This window comes from Methanomassiliicoccaceae archaeon DOK (assembly GCA_009911715.1).
In the GTDB taxonomy this organism is placed as follows: Archaea; Thermoplasmatota; Thermoplasmata; order Methanomassiliicoccales; family Methanomethylophilaceae; genus Methanoprimaticola.
The window spans coordinates 1,117,304-1,138,912 of sequence record CP047880.1 but is presented as its reverse complement, the minus strand read 5'-3'; the positions used below and the strand labels follow the sequence as shown (position 1 = coordinate 1,138,912).

Here is a 21,609-nt window from a genome sequence, read left to right as displayed (position 1 = left end):
ACCAACCTTGACTGACACTGTAATCATAATTCCCAGTGAGCTGGATATTGACGATGGAGCCAACATACACGTAAACAGTCTGTCCACTCAAGGAGGTATCCGGAGTGAGATCCACGCTTGACAGAGGCTCACTGATCGAACCGTAGGTTGCCGCATCCGTTTCCTCCGAATCGAAGACTGCCACCACACTGACAGTACACATCGTCATCAGTACAACTGCTGCGATAGCCATCATCCTGGTATCTTTATTCATGACGAACCCCCGCTAAGGAAGGGAAAAGGGTTTCGGAGGTGCATCCGATCACTCAGAGCACCCCCGCGTAGAACAGTGCGAGGACCATCGCGGCCACGATGGCGACGATCATTCCGATTAGGACGTACCACTCGCTGGCCTGCTTGTAGAACACGACCACGAGAAGACCGGCCACGATGGCACAGACGATGGCTCCGACAAGGTACCAGACGTTGGACTCTCCATCATCATCGTCGGTTGCGGGCACATCGGACCACTGAGCGGTGAGAGTGATGTCCGCCGTCACCGGATTCCGGAAGTCGTAAGGTTCGCTGCCTAGATACCATCCCTCGAAATTGTATCCGTTCTTGGTGGGGTCCGAGGGTTCCATGGCCGACGATCCATGGTACACGGTCTGCGACTCCACACTGGAACCTCCGGCGGAATCGAACGTCACCGTGTACTGGATGGTCCGCCACTTGGCGGTGAGAGTGATGTCCTCCGAAATGGGGGTGTCGAAGTCGAAGAGTGTGCCTTCGGACGTGTACCATCCGTCGAAGATGTGGCCTGCCCATTCAGGAACGGTCATACCGAGCTTGTCGCCGTCGACCACGGTGTAGGCCCAGGTCTCCTCCCCGTTCGCGGGATCGAACGTCACCGTGTGCCTCTCTATGGGGGGCTGGATGTATGACCAGTCTGCCACGAGCGTTATGTTCCCTGTCACGGGAGAGTCGAAGTCGTAAAGGGTCCCGTCGAGGAGCCAACTCTCGAACATGTAGCCGAATCTCGTCGGATCGTCGGGCTTGACCGCCTTGGACCCGTACTGCACCTTCTGCTCTGGCACGTCGGAGCCACCGTCGGAGTCGAACGTCACCGTGCATTCGATGGGGATCCAGTAGGCTTTGAGTGTGATGTCTTCACTGATGGTGATTTTCTGACCCTCTAGGTACGTCTGGTCGTTGTAGTGCCAGCCGCCGAAGGAGTAACCCTCCTTGGTTCCAGCGTAGCTGGGCACGGTGTACTCGATACCAATCGTCACCTGGACGGGGTCCATCAGGGGTAGTCCGTCGTCGACGTCGAACGTGATCGTCGCCTCGGCGTTCTCGGTCCATCCGGCGTAGACGGTGACGGGCTTCTTGACGACCGTGGACCAGTCGTAGAGCTCCTCACACTCGGGCGTGGTGTACCAGCCGGTGAATGTGTATCCAGATCTGACGGGGTCTTCTGGCTGTGCCGCGGCGGTAGAAAGGGATCCGCCGGATTCCATCTGGATGGTTCCATTGGACTGGCCGTTATCGTAGACCAGCGTGACGTACGGATATCCCATGATCTCGATTCTGAAGACGGCGGTATCCATGTTGCCGCTGGAGCCCTCCACGGTCTGTGTGACGTAGTAGACACCCTTCTCAGCGTATACGTGCGAAGGATTCCAGACCGTGTAGTCCGACTCTCCGTCGGATGCGTCGTCGGAGATGGGCTCGGAACCGTCCCCGAAGTCCCATGTTATCTTCGAGGCGCTTCCGCCCGTGAAGACGAACTGAATCTCGTATGACCATTTCTGGCCTAGGTCCGTGTCGTACTCCTGATCTTCGACGGCATCGACCGACACCGTGGAGAAGCAAACGATGAGTGCCAAAACGGCCGCGGTCGCAACCGCTTTCAAAGAGATCTCCACTCAGAACACCCCCATGAACCTGAGGGCCCCTGCGATTGCCACGACGATCCCGATTAGGGTCCCGAGTGCGCCTAAGAATCCGACTGTTGCGATGGCGATGAGCGAGATCGCTGCGATGACGATCCCGGCCGCGATCAAACCGATGGCGAGCCAGTCGGTCTCCCCGGAACCGGAACCGTCTCCGGCGGACTCCGTCCAGCCGGCGTACAGGGTGACGGGGCTCTTGACGACGCTGCTCCAGTCGTATGCCTGGGTGCATGCATCGTCCGTGAACCAGCCTGTGAATGCGTACCCGTCCCTTGTGGGATCCTCGGGTCTCTCGGCGGCGACTGCTTCGGAGCCTCCGGATTCCATCTGGATTACCCTGTTCTCCTGGCCGTTGTTGTAAACCAGTGTGACCGTGGGGTACCCCATGATCTCGATCCTGAAGACGGCAGAATCCGTGCTGCCGTTGCCTGCGGCCGTCACCGTCTGGGTGACGTAGTAGACACCTTCGTCGGAGTATGTGTGAACGGGATTCCAGATTGTGTGGTCTGAGGTCCCGTCTCTGGCGTCATCCGTGATGGGATCGGAGCCGTCCCCGAAATCCCATGTGATGACTCCGGCGCTGGAGCCGGTGAACACGAACTGGATCGTGTATGACCACTTCTGTCCGAGGTCCGTGTCGTAATGCTGTTCCCCGGTCTCCTCGGCGGACACGCCCGGGAGGGCTACGGCGAGAATAGCAACAACGGCTAGGACTGATAGCAGAGAAGCGGCCGTTTTCAACGTTATGCTTGACGATTCCATCATATCCCTCCCTTCGGTGAAGGGAAGAGGTTTGTGGGAGCCGGCTCGGAGGCCGTAATCACTTCTCGTAGGCGATGGCTCCGGCGGAGACCTCGCTGTCGAACGCGAGATCGAGGTAGGAGGTCACGGTGAATGTCTCGGTGATGGACTGGCCGGCTGGTGTGGACGCGGTCACGTTCACCGTGTATGTCTGTCCGGGGGTGCTTCCGTCGATGTGGAGCTTGCCCTCGACGATGGAGGTCTGGATTCCGGAGGCGTTCTCCCCGGTGGCCTGCGCGGTGTAGGAGACGGTTGCGTACTCAGCGGATCCGTTGAGGAGTTCGCTGTCCACGGTGTGCTCGTCGTCACAGACGAGAACCAGCGTGTCGTCGGCGACTGAGAATGTCATGGCACCCTCGACGTTGAGCGTGAAGGTCGTGGACAAGGTCTTTCCGTAGACCGTGGTGGCGTTGACGGTGACGGTGGTGTCCTGCTGGGCGACGGCCTCGCCGGTGATGGTGACAACCCCAGTCCCCTCATCGATGCCCACACCGGTGACGGGGGACGCAAGGGTGTAGGAGTCGGCCTGGATCCCGGAGAACTGTCCAGTGTCGGCGGAGAGGGTCATGTTGACGGTCTTGGCCTCCTCGTTTCCGAAGTAGGTCAGGACGGAGGAGCTGTCAGGGGACATGGTCATCGTGTCGTTCTCGTTCTGGACGGTGACGGTGATGCTGGCGGACTGCCCGTCGGCGGACATGGCTCCGATCTCAATGGCTTGGTTGATGTATGCGTCGGAGCTGACGGTGATGGTCATCGCATCGGAGTTCCAGACGATGGCTCCCTCGGTGTAGTCGTCAAGTCCGGTCCAAGAGCTGACGGTGATGTCGGAAGGGACGGAGAGCGTGGCAACCTCGGAGTCCTCGTAGTTTCCGATGGTCGTGTGGTCCGCTGTGATGACGAAGTCGTTGTAGACGGTGAATGTGTAGGTCTTGGTGGCCGTCTCGCCGTTGCTGGTCTCGACGTCCACCTTGACGGAGTGGGCTCCGAGATCATCGACTGCGGGTGTTCCGGAGATGGTGACGGTGGAACCGGAAGGCGTGACGGTGAAGCTGCCGGCGTCGTTGTCGGAAACTGTCGCTGTTATGGAGGTGACTGTTCCGTATCCGGCGGTAGCGGTGATCTCGAATTCAACGGGGATTCCGACAACTGCGCTGTCGAGGATCTCTCCGCTGGGTGTGATGGCGATTCCATCCTTGACGTTGAACTGAATCCACTGGTAGGCGTACTGCTCGGAGTCGGCGTGGTATCCCTGGAGGACGAGGTTGTAGTACCCCTGTGCGCCCTCGGGGATCTCGACGACGACGGTCATCCCCTCGATGGAGACCGCATCCTCGAATCCGGCGGTTTCGAAGTCGTTCACTGCTGCTGAAAGCACAGTGCCCTCCAGGTTGAAGGACGCCGTATAGCTCCATGAGAATCCGGGCGCGATATCGATGGGATTAGCGTCCCCGTACTCCGGATGGGTGTCGGAAAGGTCCTCACCCTGTGCATCCGACAGCCCAGCGAATCCGATGCAAGCGACACATACCATGAGGAATGCCGCGACGACGGCCACTGGGGCTGTCAGACCTTTTCTGTCTGTTGCGAACATGATCATCAATCCTCACACCCGCGCCCGATACGGGTGCGAAGGTGTGCGGATTGTCATCGGAGCGGATCGAGTTATAAGCGGGACAAAACCGATTTTCTGAGAAACCAACGGCGTACGACCTTCTTGTTCTCAGTTCAGTGGAAATCTAGGTAATCATGATGACTGGATGATGATTTCTAAGAATATCGGAACTAGTATTGTTTTATATAGTAGAAATGAGAGGATCTGAGATTTCCTCGGAAACAGCCGTTTTTCGATGGTTTATGAATGTCAATGTGTATGCACGGTTCCCTCTTCAAATATCATCAGTGCGAGACACCGTCATGAAAAAGAGACAGGAGCTCGCTAGAATGATGCTAGAGAATGTGAACGCCGTACTGCTTACAATCAACCGGTTCGGTCCGATATCAGACGATGATCTGAAGGGGACCATACCTTATCCGGAGCTGTTCGATTTGACGATGGGGTACATGGACGACGCGGGACTGGTGACTTGGTACGAGGAGTGTTACTGGGAGAAAGGGGCGTGAACGAGGCAAAATGCGAGGACAACGCTTCTGGAGACCGTCGAAGTATGTCTTTGGTCGCAGGAACAATTTGGTGCGATGATGAGGATCGCATCTCACATCTGACCCACAGGCGCATGCCGCAATATCGTAAATGCTGTCATGGGGGAGCGCGTGCTTCCGTCTAGAAGATTAGGACATTGCCGCCGTCAGTGGAGACGACGGTCACTAGGGACAATATAGGGGTGGTCATGTCGCCCATTTCTATGTACAAATCGGGTATAACCGCAGTCAATATGCTTTCAGGATGATATTCCTATTAGAATATTTTTTGCTTTTCTTTATCTAAGAATGAATATGCAACACCTTAGCAACGATGTGCGCGAGTGCGGCCTTTGTGTTAAAGGTGTCTGAGTTGGTCTATAAGTGCTGTTTCCGGTATCTGTTGTGGGGGGATTTGTAGCTATATGGTGCCGGCCATCCCGATATCACTGATGGATATATCCTTTGTAAAAAACTGAAAGATCTTTGTTGCCAACAAATCCGATGATCCATGCCTCTTGTTTCGAAGGTAGTGTGTATGGCACTGCACTCTATGCCATTCACTACGACTGTTCTGAGCGGTATCGACTTTTTCAATGGATTTGTAAAGGATTGCAGTTCTTGTCAGATGAACGAGCACTATGGCTATGCTCATCCTAATACTTCGGGGCGAGTATCCAGATACGCCGTATTTATCGCTCATGCACACAGAACTTGTAGGTCCTCATTCCTGACCCAGAAATACTCCAGGATGTGTGTTGCTGTGTTGACAGTTCTTATAGCCTATGAACTGGATTCAGAACAATGAATGCCATATGCAGGCAGGATGTTGTACCATCGACTGTTCTGTTTGAGACCGACATCGGAAGCTGACGGTCTCTATCTGATCATGGCATGTAATCTGAACATCGCACTGAATCGAGGGTCGTCAATGTTTGACATGTTTGGCATTGTTCTGGAAATCGGGAACCGTAGTATTCGGCTCTGCAATAGTTTCGTTGATGCCTCTGATCTGAAAAAGATGGTCATCAAGGCCCAGGATGTTATACGGCGCACAAAGGATGACGCGGTCCTCAGACACAATCCGAGGTTCGGTGAGGATGATTTCTGTTACTCGATAACCTTCCTCGATGACGGTAGGCCGAAAGCCGACTACTTCGAGTTCTCAGGACAAATGGACAATAAGAGAGTCACTCTGAGATTCGACAGCCTGTTCGAAGCACTGGATTACGCATTCGAATGGGAATACGAGGCCCTGGCGAAGGATGACGTTGGTAATTATGCGTATCTGAGTGGCAAGTGGTATGAGGAGAACGGCGACATCCACGAGGAGACGCTCTGGTCCTTCGACGAATGGCCCTATAAGAAATACATATACTACTCCCTGGACTATGGAAAGAATTGGGCACGTCTCTGGGTGAGGAACATCTCGCCGGACCTCTACCTCTGTCTGGTGAGATACGACCACGTCAACAATACGGTCTATTCGGAGCTGATAGATTCGGACCGCATCCGTCTTAGACCTCCAGACAAGGTCGTGGATGAAAATTTCTGGTTCAGGGATGACGGAAACGATGGGATCATGCTCAAGATCATCGAAAGGGAGATGGGGCCACTGGTCATCAACGCGAAGATGTCCATGAGGGAGGCCGTTGTGACCTCCCTGTTCAAAGCGGGATATGACACGGACCGCATGGTTGATTTCATGAACAGGGTGCTCCAGCTCAAAACGGTGCCCGCGACGGTCACCCACTCGATCGAAGGGGCCAAGGCCAAGCTGCAACTGTATCACGATGAGTCCTGGGACAATCACTTCGACAGGATCATCAGGTCATGTCATGGGAATCCGGATTGGCGGATTGTGATGAGATGCTACAGGGCATTCGGCCTACGCAGTGATATATGAATCACGCATCATCTGTTCCTTATTTGGTATAATCTCCGATTTTTCTCTGTTAGCTTCCTTTCTTTGACGAGTTCTAACGCATCAAATTCCATTATGTTGAGCCTTCCCGCTATTATCTCGTCGCTTAATCCTAACAAGTATGACAGGGTGATGCGGTGAACCGTACTGTGAACTTCATTTATCCCAGTCTGTTCATTCCTAGTTTATGAGCAGAAGCGTCGCGAGGGATGCGCGATGTCATCCATCCGCACGATAAAGCAGCAGCTAGAGCCGTGGAACAAGTTCGGACAGGACAGGTACTACGTCAACGACTGGGTGGACAGGATCTACCCCGAACTCAAAGCCTACGTCGACTCCCATCCTAAATGCCACCCCATCGAATCGATAGCGAGATGGGCGAAGGTGTGGTACGACGCGAACGGGTCCATCCACGTGGACGGGCTGTACGATACGTGGCTCGCCAACTTCATCGCGAAGACAATGGAGGCGACGCAGTTCCTGGATGATGAGTTCGACCCCCTCCACGGTTGCCCGGAGATCCCATGGTCGGATCTCCTGAGGAACGTGGACATGATAATCGACGGGCCGACGGCCGTCTTCACCCTGAAGGGCAGGGAGTACAGGGTCAACCTCGAGTTCCTCGCCCAGGAGAGCCGGACGAACAGGGCCCACATCACGTCTGACGGGTGCATCGATTTCGAGAGCGAGAGTTCCGATCTCACGGAGTTGGTGCTGGAGCTCGTGAACGACTTCCTCAAATCGGTCCCGTTCGGCATGTTCGGCGACATGCCGGTCATGTTCGCCGAGGGGCCGTCGGACTCCCAAGAGCACGTCCGGAGAGAGAGGGATGGACGCTGCTGGGTGGACGTCCCTGAGAGCCCGCCCGCACTGTTCCCGGACGATCCGGAGCTGGAGAGGTACCAGAACGTACAGGCAAAGAGGTCCTTGCCCGAGAGGGCGTGGACCAAGAGGGAGATCCTTTGGACGTGCCGCTTCGTCAAGGTGCCCGAGGATGCGGTGAGGGTCCTGGAGGGAATGTCCGAGAAGGGTATCCGCGCGCGGTTCCTGGTGAAGGCCGGGGAAGGCCCGGGCGGGGGGCTGTACCAGCTGAACGTGCCGGCAATCAGGAAGCTGGTTGAGAGGGCGGGGGCTCCGGAATCGGAGTGATTGTGTGTCGTCCCATGAGGTCTATAGTTTGTATTGTCCGCCGATGTCACGATACGACACCCGTCAATGAATCGTGGCATTCAGAATAATTAAGCGATTTTCCCTCGTTAGAACTGGTATTTTGGACCAGGGTTTGCCGGGATCTGGAAAGGCTACCCGCATGTGGGGCAAAGAGAGAACGGATTGGTGTCTGGAATCTCGCAACCGCAGAAGGGACAGGTCATGAATCGCCAAATCCCACACCCGAATTAGTACCCTGGCTTCCCGAAAGGTCATCGTTGGAGGACGCCGGCAAACGTCACCTGGAGCAGCAATGAGACTGCCTGTGATTTCGAACAAGACGTGTCGAAAATTACGTAGAGTGGTATGAGGGTTGGGGTAGCGTCATTGAAGGACGTTCCAGAACAAATAGAAGGGAGTGTGAAGGAAGGTTGCATCACGTACTGATGATTTCGGAGTCGTCGATCGGGATGTTGCCTAGCAGGTGAGTGCGACGGCAGAAGAAGGGATGGGCAATCTTCGTCGTCGCGTATCTTCCAACGGCGTACTATCTTTAATAATCTGCATCGACACGGGATGTCTCAAGAGTCACTTAACTCGGGTTTCAGGTGCATTCGCATTCACTGTGGATGCGGGTACCCTGGAAAGAGAACTCCAAGGCATCCATTACCCATAGGGGTGTCAGAACTGTGCTGTCCTGGGTGTTTCTAACCATCATTAATATTCTTCCTCGAAGCATGTAGTCTCGGGACCTTGTCGAGCATCCCATCGGACGTGGAACGTTGTCCAACATCGACAGGAACCGCCCCGGCCCCGGGATGGGTCATTTGAGGGGCCGGGGAATGCATATGTGCACTACCCGTACGTCATCGCCCATCCCGCCCCTTGTTCATTCATCGACCGCCATGTCTGGCTCCTGATCCGTTCTTAAATCCAGTTCGGGGCCTTCCTTTATGCCGATTATATACAACAGCGTTATAATCGACGGCAGGTCATGTTCCCAATCGATCCTCGGTGTGGTGGCTGCAGCGGTGGACGAGTAGAAAGCTGTCTCAGCCGAAGGAACGCTGTCATCGCCATATCTGGTGCCGGAATCCTCTCATTCAACCGTTTATCAACCCATGAGGACGCCATTAGGTTCACGATTTGCGTTAAAAACGTTCTAATTGTCTCCGACTCGATTACGGCAACATCCGCGGCTCGTCCCCAGCCAGGCCCTGGAAACGTGCGGTTTCGTTTCCGTGTCCGTGGGAATGAGCCGCCTGCTAGACGAGGGCCCCCACATAGATGCCATGAGATCAAATGGCCGCGAGAAGAGCTCGTCAGTGACGGGTTTTACTGTATCTGGGCTACGGGGGATGTCCAGAACCACTCGGTCAAAGTCCCCCACAACGTGACATACAACCATTGGAACGCCAAGTGCGGGACGCTATCCAGCAGGGCAGAATCAAGGACCAGTCTGACGCGTTCTCCTCTGCTGAAGTCCGTGATCAGGAATCAGGAGTCTCTCATCCTCGAGAACCACTCCGCAAAAATCACGGGTCATGTAGAAGGAGAAACACAACACAAAAACTCGTCAATTGCGGTGCACTAAGAGTTTTTAGACTGGACCTCATGGAGATGCTGAGACGGGACAAATCCGAGCTCGTCGGAGCTCTGAAGTATCTAGTGACAAGATCATCGACAGGACGTGGTGAACATGGACGAGAACGAGACTCTGGACATGATTATGGAGATCAGCGGTCTGCTCATCAAGGGGCTTCTTCCTCCGAGCCTTGCGCCGTACTACGATCATGACAGCGACGAGATGCTTGAGGACAAGCTCCGCGTTCTCCGGGCGCTGGACGAAGGCCAGGACTTCGATGAGATTCAGGCGCATACGATATCCTCGAATTTTTCCCCAGGAACGATACCACTTGGGGTTAACGTTGTTAATATTAATGTTCTTGGCTAACGTTGATAACTCTGTCACAACGGAGGGCACACTGTGGCAGACGAAATCTAGATTGAGGTCCAGCAGGACAGCGGTAAGGTGACATCAATCCAGGAGCAGCAGGACCTCATCAACAACATTTCTCCGAGCGTTTCGCCGAGCTCAAGGCACGGGGGAGTTCGCCTCTGAATTAGATAAAGACGAGCTGAAGGTGCGTACAGTCATCTTTGTCATCATGGAAATCAGCGATAAGTTCTCGATCATAAGAAGTAACATGAAGTCTAGACATCCTCATGGCCGAGTACAGTAATGTCCAGGGCTCTATGTAAGATGGACAACGCCACCATAAGGCTGACTATCATCATGCCTACGCCCCTATTAACATGTGTTCGATGAATGCACGGCCCGTAGGGATGATATCTGAATGATTGATTAAGAATGATGCAGAACGGTCCGGACCGCCATCCCCGATTGTGTGCGGTGAGTATTCATTTCCTCCGTTCTGCAATTATTACAGAAAGTTGATGGATTTTATTGTTTTTACATCATTTCCTACATCTTTCCTTCATTATGGTTGAAATTGCCTGGGATATTCTCATCATACAGGTATTCGTCCGGTTTCAGAATCTTTGCCTTAAGACCAACCGCTCTTTAGAAATGATGGTCAGATGTAGCAGAATAATTGAATCCGTCATGTTGGAGGAATGCACGATTTTACGATCCTTTGAATCTTCGATTTCAACGATCCTTCCATTCTTCTTGTTTGAAGGTTCGATCAACACATACGCATCAACTGTGATGTTTCGGCTTTTCTTCGGACCGAAAAAAGACTCTCCTTTTTCCTAGCTTAGAGATGACACATCATATAGAGGTCATTTTACACACCTCTTGCAAACCCATACCTGGAAGGACCTCGACAGCGGCTTGGAGAAGAACTCGTACGTAGGCACTCCTCCTCTGTCGACGACGGCACGGCACCAGCACAGCTGGGGGCGTCCGGTGTCGTAGCCGTCATCCCCCAGGCCGTGGATCTCTGCGTATGGTGTGACGTTCTCGTACCGTACGAGCTCCGCATCCATGACAACCCAGTCCTCATCGTGGATTATGGCCATCTTCCGGAGGATTGGTCTCCACGGATCGTCGTCCGAATCCACTTTGCGGTATTCCGCGGATTCAACGTCTATCCAGAACATGTCCAAAATGTTGTTACGGTTCTTCTTGCACAGCTTCCCGCCGCTCTTGTAGCGTTCGACCAGTGTATTGAACGCCATGATGCGGGCGTTGGAGGAACCGTCAACGGAGAACGTTCCGACGGTCGTCCCGTCCTTGTCCAGGACGGTCCAGCACGTCATCAGATCACCTCCATTCTGATGTCGCGGACGTTGTGGGTGAGGTTGCTGTCCAGGAGGGCCCTTATATTCTGGTAGCGCATCTTCCCTTCGGTCGGGGAGTTGTAGAGCTCCTCGTCCATGGTTCCGTCGTACCACTCGATGATGACCTTCACCCTTGGTCCGGACGACCTGTCCGGATAGACGATGGGTCCCCATGGATCGGTGTGGTAGTGCCCGAGGGGCTTCACACCCGGGTGCTCGTCGGCGGTGATGAACTCCTTGGCCGAGAAGAACATCGATTCCATGCTCATGGCATCACCAGCCCGGCTGCGATCGTCCCGTCCTTCAAGGTCAGGATGAATGCTAGAACGGGACTCATTCTTCCGCCCCCAGCGATTCGATGCACTGTTTCCAAGCTTTCGCCGCCACTCTTTCCTTGAGCCTCTCGTGGAAGAAGCCCGTGGTCCTGTCCAAGAGTAAGGGCAGCCTCCGCATCAGTTCATGCCATTGGGACTCGTCATCATACTCGTTGCACATTCTCATGAGCACGACCATTTCCGATCTCTCGTCGATGAGCTGGCACATGCACTCTTCCTGGAAGGTCGACTCGAGCTCCTTCTTCGTCGCGACGTTGGAAATGAAGGGATACGTGCAGCGGCCCTCGTCCTCGCCGTAGCAGCAGTACGGGCACCCCATGCCCAGCTTGCACGGGATCATGACCCTTCCTCCGGTGATTCAATGGCCACTGTCCATACTGCATAAAAGATCAGGAACTGTGTGAAGTCGTAACGGGCGGTCATTGTCCAGCCCTCCCGTCGATGCGCTCCAGTGTCACACGGTAGTGTCTGTCGGTTATCTGGAATGTGGAGGATTCCCTTTTGAGGAAAGAGAACCAGTCGTCGCGATCGCTACCTTCGACGATCAACTCCAGGCCCACCCTTTCGGCGTCGACCCCTGCAATGGTGGTGGATATGCCGTAGGTGAGGGACGGCGGCTCGCTGTCCCTGGATACGAACCGGTGGCAGTCTTCCCCTGCGGCCCTGTTGTCGTCATCGCACAGATATTCCGTCCTGTCTCCGACGGTGAGGCAGTTGGCGCACTCGGCACATCCGGAGCCTTCCGGAATCTTCATGCCGATCCCTCCGGCGGGTTCCAGTTGCCCTTACCGGGATAGGTGAGCCCCGTCTCGGCCTCGAACCTCCTCAGGCGGCGGAGCATCACTCTCATGGACACGTTGGACTGGTAGACGCGCTTGGCGCCGACCATCGTGCACCACATGCGGATGTCCTCCTTCCTGGCGAACCATGCGTCGGTCATCCTACGACCTCCAGGCGGAGCGGGCGCTTCTGGATCCTGTTGTTCCCTTCGACGTGGACAGCGATGACGTTCTCTGCTATCAGTTCGCGGACGGCTCTTCCGACGGTCTGGCTGGAGTAGTCCGGAAGCGCACGACGTATCTCTGGCAGCGTGGCGATTCCTATGCGAGACAGGACGTTCACCACGTCACGCTTGGCATCGTCCAGCTTGGCGTAGTGGTGCGTCACAATATCTCCTCCTCAGGGATTTCGTAGACACTATCGATGTCCGTGGTGATGCCGTCACACCGGCATTCCAAGAACCCGAACTGCTCGATCATTTCCTGGGCGATGTGGCGGGCGTCCTCCTCGCACTCGGCGACGACTGCCATGCCGGAGAGCTCCACCTTGGCGGAAAGCGAGAATATGCTCATTCGCTTCCCTCCAGGCAATTGCTGGTCTCGATATACAGTCTGTTCTGGACGTAGACGTGCTTGGCGGTTATCTCGATGCGGATGTCCTCCAGTCCTGCGTCGCGTAGATGGGCCTGGATGTCGGTGACGGCGTCCATGACGTAGATGGGAAGCGATATCATCTGATCGACCTCTCGGCTATCTCGCGCTCGGCAACGCGTACGGCGTGGACGATGGCGTTGGCCACCACAGCCCCCAGGATCTTGGCGGACGGGTCGAAGACGACCGCGCTGTCCGGAAGTCCGTCGGATGGCGTGAGATTAAACCTGATGTCCGAGATTGCCCCGGAGTAGATCCCCATGTCCGTGCGGACGTATATGCGCTGTTCGTTGGGGTCCCACATGAGCGGGCGGAATCCCTTACTGCCCCCTCTCATGGCAGCTCCCCCTCCGTATTCTCTTGAAAGGTGTCCTTGGTCCTGTCGGTGGACGAATCTACACTGGTCTGCGAATTGATCGAATAGAACATTTTAGCGACTCCTGTTAGCGTTTCGAAGATCTCGGTCATTTCCTCCGATACTGGGGGCTCGACCTGGCCGAGAAGAGAATGTGCGTCGGACACGCCCGTGTCACCGAGCGATGACGCTATTCTGCGTAGAATGGTCTGGGCATCCGAGCCGGTCTCCTGCTGTATCGACTTCGACACCTCGTAGAGGAGGCGGATGGCCATGTCCGTCAGTTCGCTGGGGCCCATGCGGCCCCAGACGTTGAGGCGGTTTAGGCGTTCGATGGTGCTGAGCGGTAGCGCGAAGTTGCGCTGGATGGTGTGCCGATCCATCGTCACTCCTTGCCCGGGGCCCCCTCCGTCCTTCCGGGACGCTCCGCCGGTCTGTCCGTGATGATGAGGGACACGCCGTCGGCGATGTAGAAGCGGTATGATACGTACGAATCCATGCCCGTTGTGGCGGTCCCGACGATTTTGCGGATGGGGACGCGAACGTTGTTACCGTCGTCGTCCGAGAAGATCAGGAACCTCCTCCCCATCTCGGAGACGAACAGGGATCCGAGTCCGGGAACATTCAGTGAGAACCCGCCAATCACCCTCTCCCATCCTGTGTAGTCCCTGTTGTCCAGACCGGCATGGATGTGACGCATGACAATGCCGGAGATCATCGGGAAGCCTCCCTGGGCATCTTGTCAAACACATCTTCGGAGACCTCCTCAGCCAGTGCGACGACATCCTTTGCGGCGATCTCCCGGGGAATCTCCCTGAACTCGTGGACATACACCTGTTCGCCATCAGCCAGATCAGGATAGTATTGGAGGAACGTGTCGCGCATGTCAGTCCACTCCTCGAAACCCTCTCTGAAGTGGAAGATGTGGACGGTGGCGTACAAGCTCATGCACACCACGTTCGTGATGAGGTAGCGGTGGCCATCGATCTCGAAGGTATCTCCGGTATCGCCCCTCTTCTCGAGGCGCGTTGTGGCCGTCTTTGCTCCGGATTCCAGCGCTGGGATCCAATGGCGGTCCATGGACATCTCAATGAGAGTCATAACCCCACCTCATTGGAAACGGAGTCTATGGCGACCAGGGCACGGACTCCCTTCTCGGTGATCGCGTGTGTCCTTATCCAGCCACTGTTGGAGATTTCGATGTAACCTGCGTCCGAAAGCTCCTGGATCTTCCTGCGGACGGCATCGTTGCCGCCTTTGTAGCCTACAAACTGCCTATAGATGCCCGAGGTGATGATGTCCGGATTGTCGCGGACGATCCTCAAGATGCGGATGTAGTCTGTGCGGACCAGGCACCCGGCTTCGGATCTGGTTGAGGCGTTCACTGTTCCACCCCCTTGCAGTCCGGGCAGTAGTGCCTGCCCATGGAGACGGCCCAGTGCTTCTCGTCCACGGCGTTGCGGAGCTCCACCACGTCGCGGGACATGGTGATCACGGCGAGACGGCGCCCGCATCCGTCGCACTCGATGGTGTGGATGAGGACTTGCTGCTCCCATGACTTTACGACGGTCATTCGCCCACCTCCCTCTCGTCGTCGAACAGGAGGTCAAGGGCGATGCCGCTGGGGTCCCCGTCGAATCTGAGAGGCACCCCTACGGTCAGACGGTAGCGGCAGTTGGGGCAGTCCATCTGCCCGGTTACACACACGGAGTCCAGCTCCACGAACCCGTCCGAATACAGCTTGAAGGAAATGCCGAAATCCATGAGTCTGTCAACGGCGACCTCCTTGCGGCACACCGGGCACTTGAGACGGACGTCCTCTATGCGGGTCATTCGATCATCTCCACGGCGTGCACGTCCTCGGGGCGGACGTCAATCCATCCTCTGGGGCGGAACTCCGGCCCGATGTTGTCGCCTACCGCGATGGCGATGAACTCAACATTCTCCCTCCAAGACTGGATGACACGGACGACGGAGCCTCCGATCGTATGCACGGTGGCGCATCCGAAGCGGACCTCGATCTCCCATGTCTTGCCGATACGGTCGATGCGGATCGTTCCGGAGGACGTGATAATGTCCACCGGCTTCTTGGCGGGACCCCTCGGGACGTCGGTGAGGTCGCAGAGGCGTTGCGAGATGTCGGCGGTCCTCATTCCAATCCCCCCTCGTGGTTGGCGAGGTAGTTGAGCACAGCCCTCAATCCGAGGGCGTTCCTCGAACGCTCCTCGATCATCGCACGCGCCTCCAATGCGAGGTAGATGTCCGAGTCGATCTTCGACTGTGTATCGATCATTGGCTCGAGCTTGAGCATCGGCGGTATGTACGGACGAGGCTCGCACTCGCCTGTTTCCAGGAACTCCTCTATCGCCTTCTCCAGGACGACATGGTACAGACGGCGTTCAGCATTGGCGGTTGCCATGAACGCATCGTACACGGACTTCGGGAGGCGGAGCATGTAACGCCTTCCCTGGGGCTTGCACGGGGGAACATCCGTGTTCTCGGATGCAACAGGTGTGTTCTCCGTGACGTGTTCCGTTGCATCGTTTCCATCTGCAATGGCCGTGTCACCCTCCGACGTCAACAACGGGTCGTCGAACGTCAACAACGGTTCGGTTGTTGACGTCATTCGCCTTCACCCCTTGTTGATGTGATTTCTGGGGTTTCCGCAACCCTTGTTGACGTACCCCCTTGTTGACGCCTTCCACGGGCCTTTGAACACCTGTCGCGATAGTCCTCGTACAGCCCCTCCTGTATCAGCGCACTACGGAGTGTCTGCGGTGACACATGGAGCAGTTCGTGTGCAACCTGTATGTATGACATGCCCTCATCGGCGAACGCCATGATGGTGTTAACCGACTGGATGACGGTCTGCTGTTTTGCCTTGGGGTCTGTGTTGACCATGTTGCGGTTCTCGACGACGCGGTGTGCGAAACAGAAAGCAAGCATACGCCCGCAGTGGACGCCGTTCTCCTTGGCGGTGTACATCCCCTTCTTCGTGTTCGCCTTGAGCTTCTTGCGTTCAATCTCGCCCTGCCATGTGCTGATCTTGTTCAGAAGCTTCCCGTTGTCGTCCTCGGGCGCTATGCCGTCGGCGCTGCTGTAGCGGATGTGGCAGCTGTGGTTTCCGACGAAGGAGACGATGTCCTCCATATCGCCGCCGTCACGGGAAAGCCTCGACGGGTCGCGGGCGAGCAGGAGGTCAACCCCTCCACGGGCTATGCGTCCGAGGACGGAGTCGAAGACGCGGCGATCCAGGTCTCCTCCGGATTCCTCCTCCTCGTACTCGGCGATTATCCTCACGTGATTGCGTTCGCACCATTCCCTGAGCTCGCGGATCTGTGTCTCGGTCGTCTGTCCCTTGTCGTCGGTGGAGACACGTGCGTAGAGGATGGCCCCCATGTCCCTGTATGGGTACTGGGTTTCGACGGGTACAGGTGTGCTCTCCTTTGACTGGATGGCGTCACTCATTGGAATCACCGTCCCGTCCGTAGTCGGTCATGTCGATGCCGTAGCGCTCCAACACCTCTGCAAGCGTGTCCACCATTATCCTTGACGAGATGCACCATGTACGGATGATGCGGGTGACGTCATCGTTCAGTCCGGGTTCTTCCCCGGACCCATCGCCCGTGTCGGTTCCACAGAAGATCTCGGCGTCCTCGGCGTTGTAGTCGTCCTCACGGGGAACAGCGGGGACGTCGCCCTCTAGGTTCTCAGGGGGGACGTAGTAGCAGTAGTCGCCCATGGCGCGGACGTGTCCGTTGAACCTGCGACGCAGAGAATCGCTCAATCTCCCGATTAGCCTGTCCACCATCTCATCAGGATCGAACCCGGGCTCCTCGGCGAATACGATCTTCATCTTGGCGGCGTTGCAGGACTCCCAAAGGTCGTAGAGGTCCAATCCGGTGCCGTAGAGGTCCCTGGAATGTGCGAACACGATGGTGTCCACATCGTCCATTACGACCGAACCGATCGTCAGACGGAAGATGTGGTCCAGGGGCGCGTTCTCCAGCGAGGGGACGTAGACGTCGAAGATGTCCACGTCGTTATTCTCGCAGTACTCCTGGATGGAACGGAGCCTGTCGCGGATCGGAGCGGAAGCGGAACCGTCCGGAAGGACTGCTATCGCCCTGCGGGTCATGCCCTCGTCCCCCTGGTGTTGCCGACGATGCGGTTGATGCGGTTGAGATCGCCTGTCTCTACAGCCTTGTCAAGCGCACGGTACTCCATGATGAGCTTGTACGCTCTGACTACCTTCTCCAGATCCCTCTTCTCGGCGGGTAAAGTATCCGGATGCCTGAGGCGCCTGCACACGTACTCATAACCGATCGGATTGGCGGTTCCGACGGCGATGCCATCGATAATATCAAGATCGACTGCCATGCGAACCATCTCGGGATGGCGCATGGACTTCACAATCCGGTCGAAGGCCTCGTTGAGGCCTCTGATGTATTTGTGGACCAGCGACTCGGAAGGGCAGAAGCCAACCTGGGAGGGGCGGAGGGACGCGTTGAGGACCCCGTCGTCCGTGGCGCTGACCATGTTGCGGAGCTGCTTCATGGTAGTCATTCGCACACCTCCGCGGGGTTTCCGGCGAGGGAGGCCTTGAACACGATACCTATCGAGTTGCCCTCAGCGCTTGTGAAGTCGTAGCGGTGCAGCTTCAAGACCTCGTGGACGTTATCTGAATCCTCGAAGCAGATGTAGAGTCCACGCTTGGGGATGCCGATGAGTGACTCCTCCTCATAGAGGATGAAGGAAGCGAAATCGAAGGCATCCATCACGTAGTATCCAGGGTCAAGCTCCGTCCAGACGGACCTGTCGATGAACCCCTCCTCCCAGTTGACCAGGGCAGACGCCTTGTCATCGGGAAGAGTGATGTTCATGAGGACGGTGACGGTGTGCTCGGAGTTGGTTGCGGGCATCACTGCTCACCTCCAGTCTCCTTTCTTCCGATGCGACGTGTCGTCTTGGCGGGCTTCGAGGGTTTGTCTTTTGTCCTCTCCGGCTTCTTTCCCCTGATACGTCCGACGAATCCGGTGGGATCGTCAGCCTCTGTCTGTTTGCCGGAGGGGACGGTAAGCTCCTCTGGGGCAATGTCGCGTCCACGCTCGGTGACGTAGACAGGTTCTGGATGGGGTTCATCGACCACAGCCTGGGGCTGTTGTTCTGCGGTAGCGGCCTTGGAGTCCTCAATCATATCGCGGACTTGACTGATGGCGATGTCCCGAGCTGCGTCGTGGATAAGGCGCTGGAGTTCGGGGTCATTACGGATGAGGTCGATCTTCTCCTCCGTGGTGAGTTCCCTGGGCTTCTGTTCTTCCGCCGGGGCGGATCCGTCGTTGACGGCTATGATTATGGGGGCTTCCGGATCGTCGTCCCCATCGTCCTCCACAGCACCCTCGTGGCCATCGTACGTTCCGTTCACGATGGCCTCCGCTCCGTAGAGCCTTGCCCTCTCGAAGAAGTTGAATGGGTCGGCCTCTGGGGGATAGGGGACCTCAGAGGATTCCTGCTCCTCCGCCGGTGGGATGCTGTCGTCGTTCTCGGATGTGTCGTCAATTGATTCATCCTGCTCGATTCCCTCGGAGTCCTCGGAGGTCTTCACGGATCTGTCTTCGGATGTCTCATCGACGACCTCCTGATTTCCTCCGGCTTCGCTGTCCGCTTCTGGTTCCTCCGTAGCATCCTCCGTAGCATCCTCCGTAACTGGGCCGCGGACGGTCTGCTGGATCTTCTCCTCCATCTCCTGCTGGACGCGCTGGCTGGCGATGAACATCGAAACATAGTCACCGTCACCCCTCAGAATGGAGTTCATGAGAGCGGCCTCGGCAGAGTCAACATGCTGGAGCCTGTTGTTGAGTCCGGCGACGGATTCGCGGAGCTCCATCAGCTCGTCCTGTTCGACGGTCGTGTCACGGATGATCGGCTCGGCGTCGGACATGGCACGGGTAAGCAGCATCTTGGCTGTGCGGATGTGGGCCATTACCTGCTGGACGCGTACACCCCAGTCGTCGGGGTACTCGTCATCCATCCAGCAGTCGGCGACGTCCCTGAGCGACTGGGCGAACCTGTCGTAGGCGTTGACGGCACGGCGGAATCTCATGTCGAAGACGTGGCGTTCCCTGTCGCTCATGATGCCGCACCTCCTGGCATGACACCTTGGCCGTGCATGAAGGCGAATTTCGCGGCACGACGGGTTGGGTAGTTCTGGGAAATGAATCCGCAGCTGTTGCATATCACGTCGAAGTGCATCCCGTCGCGCTTCTCCACGCCGACGGACATGACCTCGCGACTGTGGCAGCGGGGGCATCTCATGATTCCACCCCCTCAGGAACCGAGGTCACGAACACGATGCGGTCCGTGCTCACAATGTACCTCCTTCCGGAACCGACGGATAGTGTCATCATTCCACCTCCCAGAGGTCGATGGAAGTGATCTCGCACGGGTTCACGATGAACGAGTCGTTGGTATTCGGTTCGAGTCCTCTCCTGTAGGAGCGGTTGAACGTGAGGTCGTCTGGGTCGAACTGGGCGATCGCTTCGGGATCCACGAAGCCGTAGACCATGAGCTGGCGGAAGTCGTCCTGGATGTCCAGGGCGTCACGGTAGGTCTCGCATGTGACGGTGTGCTCCTCCCCGCTGCTGAGGTTCACGATGACGGTCCAAGTCATGAGGAGGCCTCCTGTCTGATCTCGGTCTGTACCGCGCTATACAGTTCGGCGGCGAGGATCATCGCCGCAACCGCCGATTCCTTCAGGCGGGTGAGTTCTGCACTGCGGTCGCATTCCGTCTTGCCGAGGTAGTCCTTGTTCAGTCTGTCATACGATGAGCGCTGGATGACCACCTGGTTCTGGATCATCTCCACGCGGTCGCTGATGCGCTTGTACGGGTTGTAGCCCTTGCTGTTGCTGACATTGTTGGAATCTTCGCTTGTCAAATGTAACCCTCCAGATGTGTGGGTTTGTGAGAATCGTTTGAATCGGTCCGGTCGTGGCCGGACACGGATGTGGTGAAAGAATCAAGCTGACGCTGAGTGCCCGCAGCTATGGCTGCATTGATGTTGCCCTGGGCACTGATGATGCTGGTCGTCTGATCCACGATGTTGACCAGCGCCGTGGTCTGCTTCTCCTGGACGTCGAGGACACGGGACATCACCGAGTCCAGCTCGTCGAGGCGGGTCTGATGGGAGACGACGACTCTGGAGACGGACTCCATCCCGCCCTCGGTGTGCGAGGCACGGGCACGAAGCGACTGGATCTCCGACGGGATGTTGGCGAAGATCTGCACCTTCTCCCAGTCCGTGAGCCCCTTTGACTCGGACATCTCGGCCTCAGGCACACCCGGCGATGTGTCCACGAAGATGTCCGAGCCTCCGAAGTCCGTACCCTTCGGAAGATGGGCGACCAGCGGCGACTGGGGGATGGCATAGTCGAATATCCCTCTGATCTCCGGGTCGGTAAGCTGCCATCCGTTGAACCTCAGAAGACCGGCGATGTACAGCGCACGGTCTATGAAGACCGCCTTCGCCTCCTCCTGGGATTCGAACATCCTCGGATCCAGGTGGATGCGGCCGGGGTTCACGGTGAAGACGGTGCCTCCTCTGGAACCGATGCGGAACTGGAGTGTCATCTCTGAGCCGAAGATTGTTATTCTGGCTGAGCGGACGCGATTGCCCTTCATCGCGGTGGGCCTCTCCGGGTCCCAGATGCCGATGATGTTCCCGTGGACGTCTCTGATTGGATCGTAGGTGCCGGTCTTGCGGACCTTTGTGAAGCGGATGCCCCCGCTCATGTGCGCTGTGACGTATCCGTCTGGGCACCTGTTCCCGGTGCAGATGCCCTTGAGGTCGACTTCCGGCAGTTCATCGCAGTTTCCGGAGGGGCCGTTGTTTTGGACGGCCCGTCCGTTGTTTCCGGATTTCTCGGAACATCCCTCCGTAGGAGGGATAAAAGGTCTGTAATTGGGGTCCTCGTATACTACGGGGTTTTTCGTGCCCGGGATGGCGCGGATTTCGCCGTAGTGCTCCAGGTCTGCCACGATGTCGTAGACTGTGGATTTCGAAATCCTAAGCTTGCTGGCTATGGCGTGGCGGGAGTGTCCCGAGAGCAGCAGGGCCTTGACCTTGCGCTCTCTGGCGGTGAGCTTGGGATGGGTCATCCCGACACCCCTGTCGATGTCTTTGGAACCCCGGAACTTCCGGGGTGGAACGGCCCCACCCGTTCTTTCGTGAACCAGGG

Annotated in this window: 33 protein-coding genes; 4 read left to right on the top strand and 29 right to left on the bottom strand. The window is 56.6% G+C overall.

What is annotated here, in order from left to right; genetic code table 11:
• Positions 1-305: 305 nt before the first annotated feature.
• The 3 genes from JS82_05925 to JS82_05915 are packed head-to-tail and all read right to left on the bottom strand — an operon-like array spanning position 306 to position 4,326.
• Entirely contained in the window at positions 306-1,868 is a 1,563-nt protein-coding gene (locus tag JS82_05925; GenBank protein ID QHK17667.1) for a hypothetical protein, read from the bottom strand.
• A 39-nt stretch (positions 1,869-1,907) separates the two neighbouring features.
• Entirely contained in the window at positions 1,908-2,696 is a 789-nt protein-coding gene (locus JS82_05920; protein QHK17666.1) for a hypothetical protein, read from the bottom strand.
• 58 nt (positions 2,697-2,754) lie between these two features.
• On the bottom strand, positions 2,755-4,326 hold the full coding sequence (locus JS82_05915) for a hypothetical protein (protein ID QHK17665.1): 1,572 nt from the start codon (positions 4,324-4,326) through the stop codon (positions 2,755-2,757).
• 323 nt (positions 4,327-4,649) lie between these two features.
• Between JS82_05915 and JS82_05910 the strand changes: the two genes are divergently transcribed.
• The 4 genes from JS82_05910 (at position 4,650) to JS82_05895 (ending at position 9,901) form a co-directional block, all read left to right on the top strand.
• Complete coding sequence (locus JS82_05910) at positions 4,650-4,856, top strand: hypothetical protein (GenBank protein ID QHK17664.1); 207 nt, start codon at positions 4,650-4,652, stop codon at positions 4,854-4,856.
• A 949-nt stretch (positions 4,857-5,805) separates the two neighbouring features.
• Positions 5,806-6,780 (top strand): hypothetical protein, encoded by a 975-nt coding sequence (locus JS82_05905; GenBank protein ID QHK17663.1) that lies wholly within the window; start codon positions 5,806-5,808, stop codon positions 6,778-6,780.
• Between the two features lie 234 nt (positions 6,781-7,014).
• Positions 7,015-7,947 (top strand): hypothetical protein, encoded by a 933-nt coding sequence (locus JS82_05900; GenBank protein QHK17662.1) that lies wholly within the window; start codon positions 7,015-7,017, stop codon positions 7,945-7,947.
• A gap of 1,699 nt (positions 7,948-9,646) precedes the next feature.
• Positions 9,647-9,901, top strand: a complete 255-nt coding sequence (locus tag JS82_05895) for a hypothetical protein (protein ID QHK17661.1) — start codon at positions 9,647-9,649, stop codon at positions 9,899-9,901.
• A gap of 851 nt (positions 9,902-10,752) precedes the next feature.
• Here the strand turns inward: JS82_05895 and JS82_05890 are convergent.
• The 26 genes from JS82_05890 to JS82_05765 form a co-directional block, all read right to left on the bottom strand.
• Entirely contained in the window at positions 10,753-11,232 is a 480-nt protein-coding gene (locus tag JS82_05890; protein QHK17660.1) for a hypothetical protein, read from the bottom strand.
• Positions 11,232-11,522, bottom strand: a complete 291-nt coding sequence (locus tag JS82_05885; GenBank protein QHK17659.1) for a hypothetical protein — start codon at positions 11,520-11,522, stop codon at positions 11,232-11,234. Before JS82_05885 ends, JS82_05890 begins: the two co-directional genes overlap by 1 nt.
• A gap of 64 nt (positions 11,523-11,586) precedes the next feature.
• A complete protein-coding gene (locus JS82_05880) occupies positions 11,587-11,928 on the bottom strand; it encodes a hypothetical protein (GenBank protein QHK17658.1) in 342 nt (113 codons plus the stop codon).
• Positions 11,929-12,007: 79 nt separating this feature from the next.
• Positions 12,008-12,343: a hypothetical protein gene (locus tag JS82_05875; protein QHK17657.1), complete on the bottom strand. Its 336-nt coding sequence runs from the start codon at positions 12,341-12,343 to the stop codon at positions 12,008-12,010.
• Positions 12,340-12,528, bottom strand: coding sequence for a hypothetical protein (locus tag JS82_05870; protein QHK17656.1), 189 nt, complete (start codon positions 12,526-12,528; stop codon positions 12,340-12,342). The genes JS82_05875 and JS82_05870 overlap by 4 nt, the downstream gene beginning before the upstream one ends.
• Positions 12,525-12,755 carry a hypothetical protein gene (locus JS82_05865; protein QHK17655.1) on the bottom strand — a complete coding sequence of 77 codons (231 nt, stop codon included), beginning with the start codon at positions 12,753-12,755 and terminating at the stop codon, positions 12,525-12,527. The genes JS82_05870 and JS82_05865 overlap by 4 nt, the downstream gene beginning before the upstream one ends.
• On the bottom strand, positions 12,752-12,940 hold the full coding sequence (locus JS82_05860) for a hypothetical protein (protein QHK17654.1): 189 nt from the start codon (positions 12,938-12,940) through the stop codon (positions 12,752-12,754). The genes JS82_05865 and JS82_05860 overlap by 4 nt, the downstream gene beginning before the upstream one ends.
• A complete protein-coding gene (locus JS82_05855) occupies positions 12,937-13,101 on the bottom strand; it encodes a hypothetical protein (protein ID QHK17653.1) in 165 nt (54 codons plus the stop codon). Before JS82_05855 ends, JS82_05860 begins: the two co-directional genes overlap by 4 nt.
• Positions 13,098-13,355, bottom strand: coding sequence for a hypothetical protein (locus JS82_05850; GenBank protein ID QHK17652.1), 258 nt, complete (start codon positions 13,353-13,355; stop codon positions 13,098-13,100). The genes JS82_05855 and JS82_05850 overlap by 4 nt, the downstream gene beginning before the upstream one ends.
• Positions 13,352-13,756 carry a hypothetical protein gene (locus JS82_05845; GenBank protein ID QHK17651.1) on the bottom strand — a complete coding sequence of 135 codons (405 nt, stop codon included), beginning with the start codon at positions 13,754-13,756 and terminating at the stop codon, positions 13,352-13,354. Before JS82_05845 ends, JS82_05850 begins: the two co-directional genes overlap by 4 nt.
• A 2-nt stretch (positions 13,757-13,758) precedes the next feature.
• Positions 13,759-14,091: a hypothetical protein gene (locus JS82_05840; GenBank protein ID QHK17650.1), complete on the bottom strand. Its 333-nt coding sequence runs from the start codon at positions 14,089-14,091 to the stop codon at positions 13,759-13,761.
• Positions 14,088-14,474: a hypothetical protein gene (locus tag JS82_05835; GenBank protein ID QHK17649.1), complete on the bottom strand. Its 387-nt coding sequence runs from the start codon at positions 14,472-14,474 to the stop codon at positions 14,088-14,090. The genes JS82_05840 and JS82_05835 overlap by 4 nt, the downstream gene beginning before the upstream one ends.
• Entirely contained in the window at positions 14,471-14,758 is a 288-nt protein-coding gene (locus tag JS82_05830; protein ID QHK17648.1) for a hypothetical protein, read from the bottom strand. Before JS82_05830 ends, JS82_05835 begins: the two co-directional genes overlap by 4 nt.
• Entirely contained in the window at positions 14,755-14,946 is a 192-nt protein-coding gene (locus JS82_05825; protein ID QHK17647.1) for a hypothetical protein, read from the bottom strand. Before JS82_05825 ends, JS82_05830 begins: the two co-directional genes overlap by 4 nt.
• Complete coding sequence (locus tag JS82_05820; GenBank protein QHK17646.1) at positions 14,943-15,206, bottom strand: hypothetical protein; 264 nt, start codon at positions 15,204-15,206, stop codon at positions 14,943-14,945. The genes JS82_05825 and JS82_05820 overlap by 4 nt, the downstream gene beginning before the upstream one ends.
• Positions 15,203-15,526: a hypothetical protein gene (locus JS82_05815; GenBank protein QHK17645.1), complete on the bottom strand. Its 324-nt coding sequence runs from the start codon at positions 15,524-15,526 to the stop codon at positions 15,203-15,205. Before JS82_05815 ends, JS82_05820 begins: the two co-directional genes overlap by 4 nt.
• Entirely contained in the window at positions 15,523-15,999 is a 477-nt protein-coding gene (locus tag JS82_05810) for a hypothetical protein (protein ID QHK17644.1), read from the bottom strand. The genes JS82_05815 and JS82_05810 overlap by 4 nt, the downstream gene beginning before the upstream one ends.
• The gene (locus JS82_05805; protein QHK17643.1) at positions 15,996-16,841 is read right to left on the bottom strand and encodes a recombinase family protein; all 846 of its coding nucleotides are present in this window, start codon (positions 16,839-16,841) and stop codon (positions 15,996-15,998) included. The genes JS82_05810 and JS82_05805 overlap by 4 nt, the downstream gene beginning before the upstream one ends.
• Positions 16,834-17,511, bottom strand: coding sequence for a hypothetical protein (locus JS82_05800; protein ID QHK17642.1), 678 nt, complete (start codon positions 17,509-17,511; stop codon positions 16,834-16,836). The genes JS82_05805 and JS82_05800 overlap by 8 nt, the downstream gene beginning before the upstream one ends.
• Complete coding sequence (locus JS82_05795) at positions 17,508-17,939, bottom strand: hypothetical protein (GenBank protein QHK17641.1); 432 nt, start codon at positions 17,937-17,939, stop codon at positions 17,508-17,510. Before JS82_05795 ends, JS82_05800 begins: the two co-directional genes overlap by 4 nt.
• Positions 17,936-18,295 carry a hypothetical protein gene (locus JS82_05790; GenBank protein ID QHK17640.1) on the bottom strand — a complete coding sequence of 120 codons (360 nt, stop codon included), beginning with the start codon at positions 18,293-18,295 and terminating at the stop codon, positions 17,936-17,938. The genes JS82_05795 and JS82_05790 overlap by 4 nt, the downstream gene beginning before the upstream one ends.
• Positions 18,295-19,506 carry a hypothetical protein gene (locus tag JS82_05785; GenBank protein ID QHK17639.1) on the bottom strand — a complete coding sequence of 404 codons (1,212 nt, stop codon included), beginning with the start codon at positions 19,504-19,506 and terminating at the stop codon, positions 18,295-18,297. The genes JS82_05790 and JS82_05785 overlap by 1 nt, the downstream gene beginning before the upstream one ends.
• Positions 19,503-19,688 carry a hypothetical protein gene (locus JS82_05780; protein QHK17638.1) on the bottom strand — a complete coding sequence of 62 codons (186 nt, stop codon included), beginning with the start codon at positions 19,686-19,688 and terminating at the stop codon, positions 19,503-19,505. The genes JS82_05785 and JS82_05780 overlap by 4 nt, the downstream gene beginning before the upstream one ends.
• 88 nt (positions 19,689-19,776) lie before the next feature.
• Entirely contained in the window at positions 19,777-20,043 is a 267-nt protein-coding gene (locus JS82_05775) for a hypothetical protein (GenBank protein QHK17637.1), read from the bottom strand.
• Positions 20,040-20,309, bottom strand: coding sequence for a hypothetical protein (locus tag JS82_05770; protein QHK17636.1), 270 nt, complete (start codon positions 20,307-20,309; stop codon positions 20,040-20,042). The genes JS82_05775 and JS82_05770 overlap by 4 nt, the downstream gene beginning before the upstream one ends.
• Positions 20,306-21,529 carry a hypothetical protein gene (locus JS82_05765; protein QHK17635.1) on the bottom strand — a complete coding sequence of 408 codons (1,224 nt, stop codon included), beginning with the start codon at positions 21,527-21,529 and terminating at the stop codon, positions 20,306-20,308. The genes JS82_05770 and JS82_05765 overlap by 4 nt, the downstream gene beginning before the upstream one ends.
• Between the last annotated feature and the right edge of the window lie 80 nt (positions 21,530-21,609).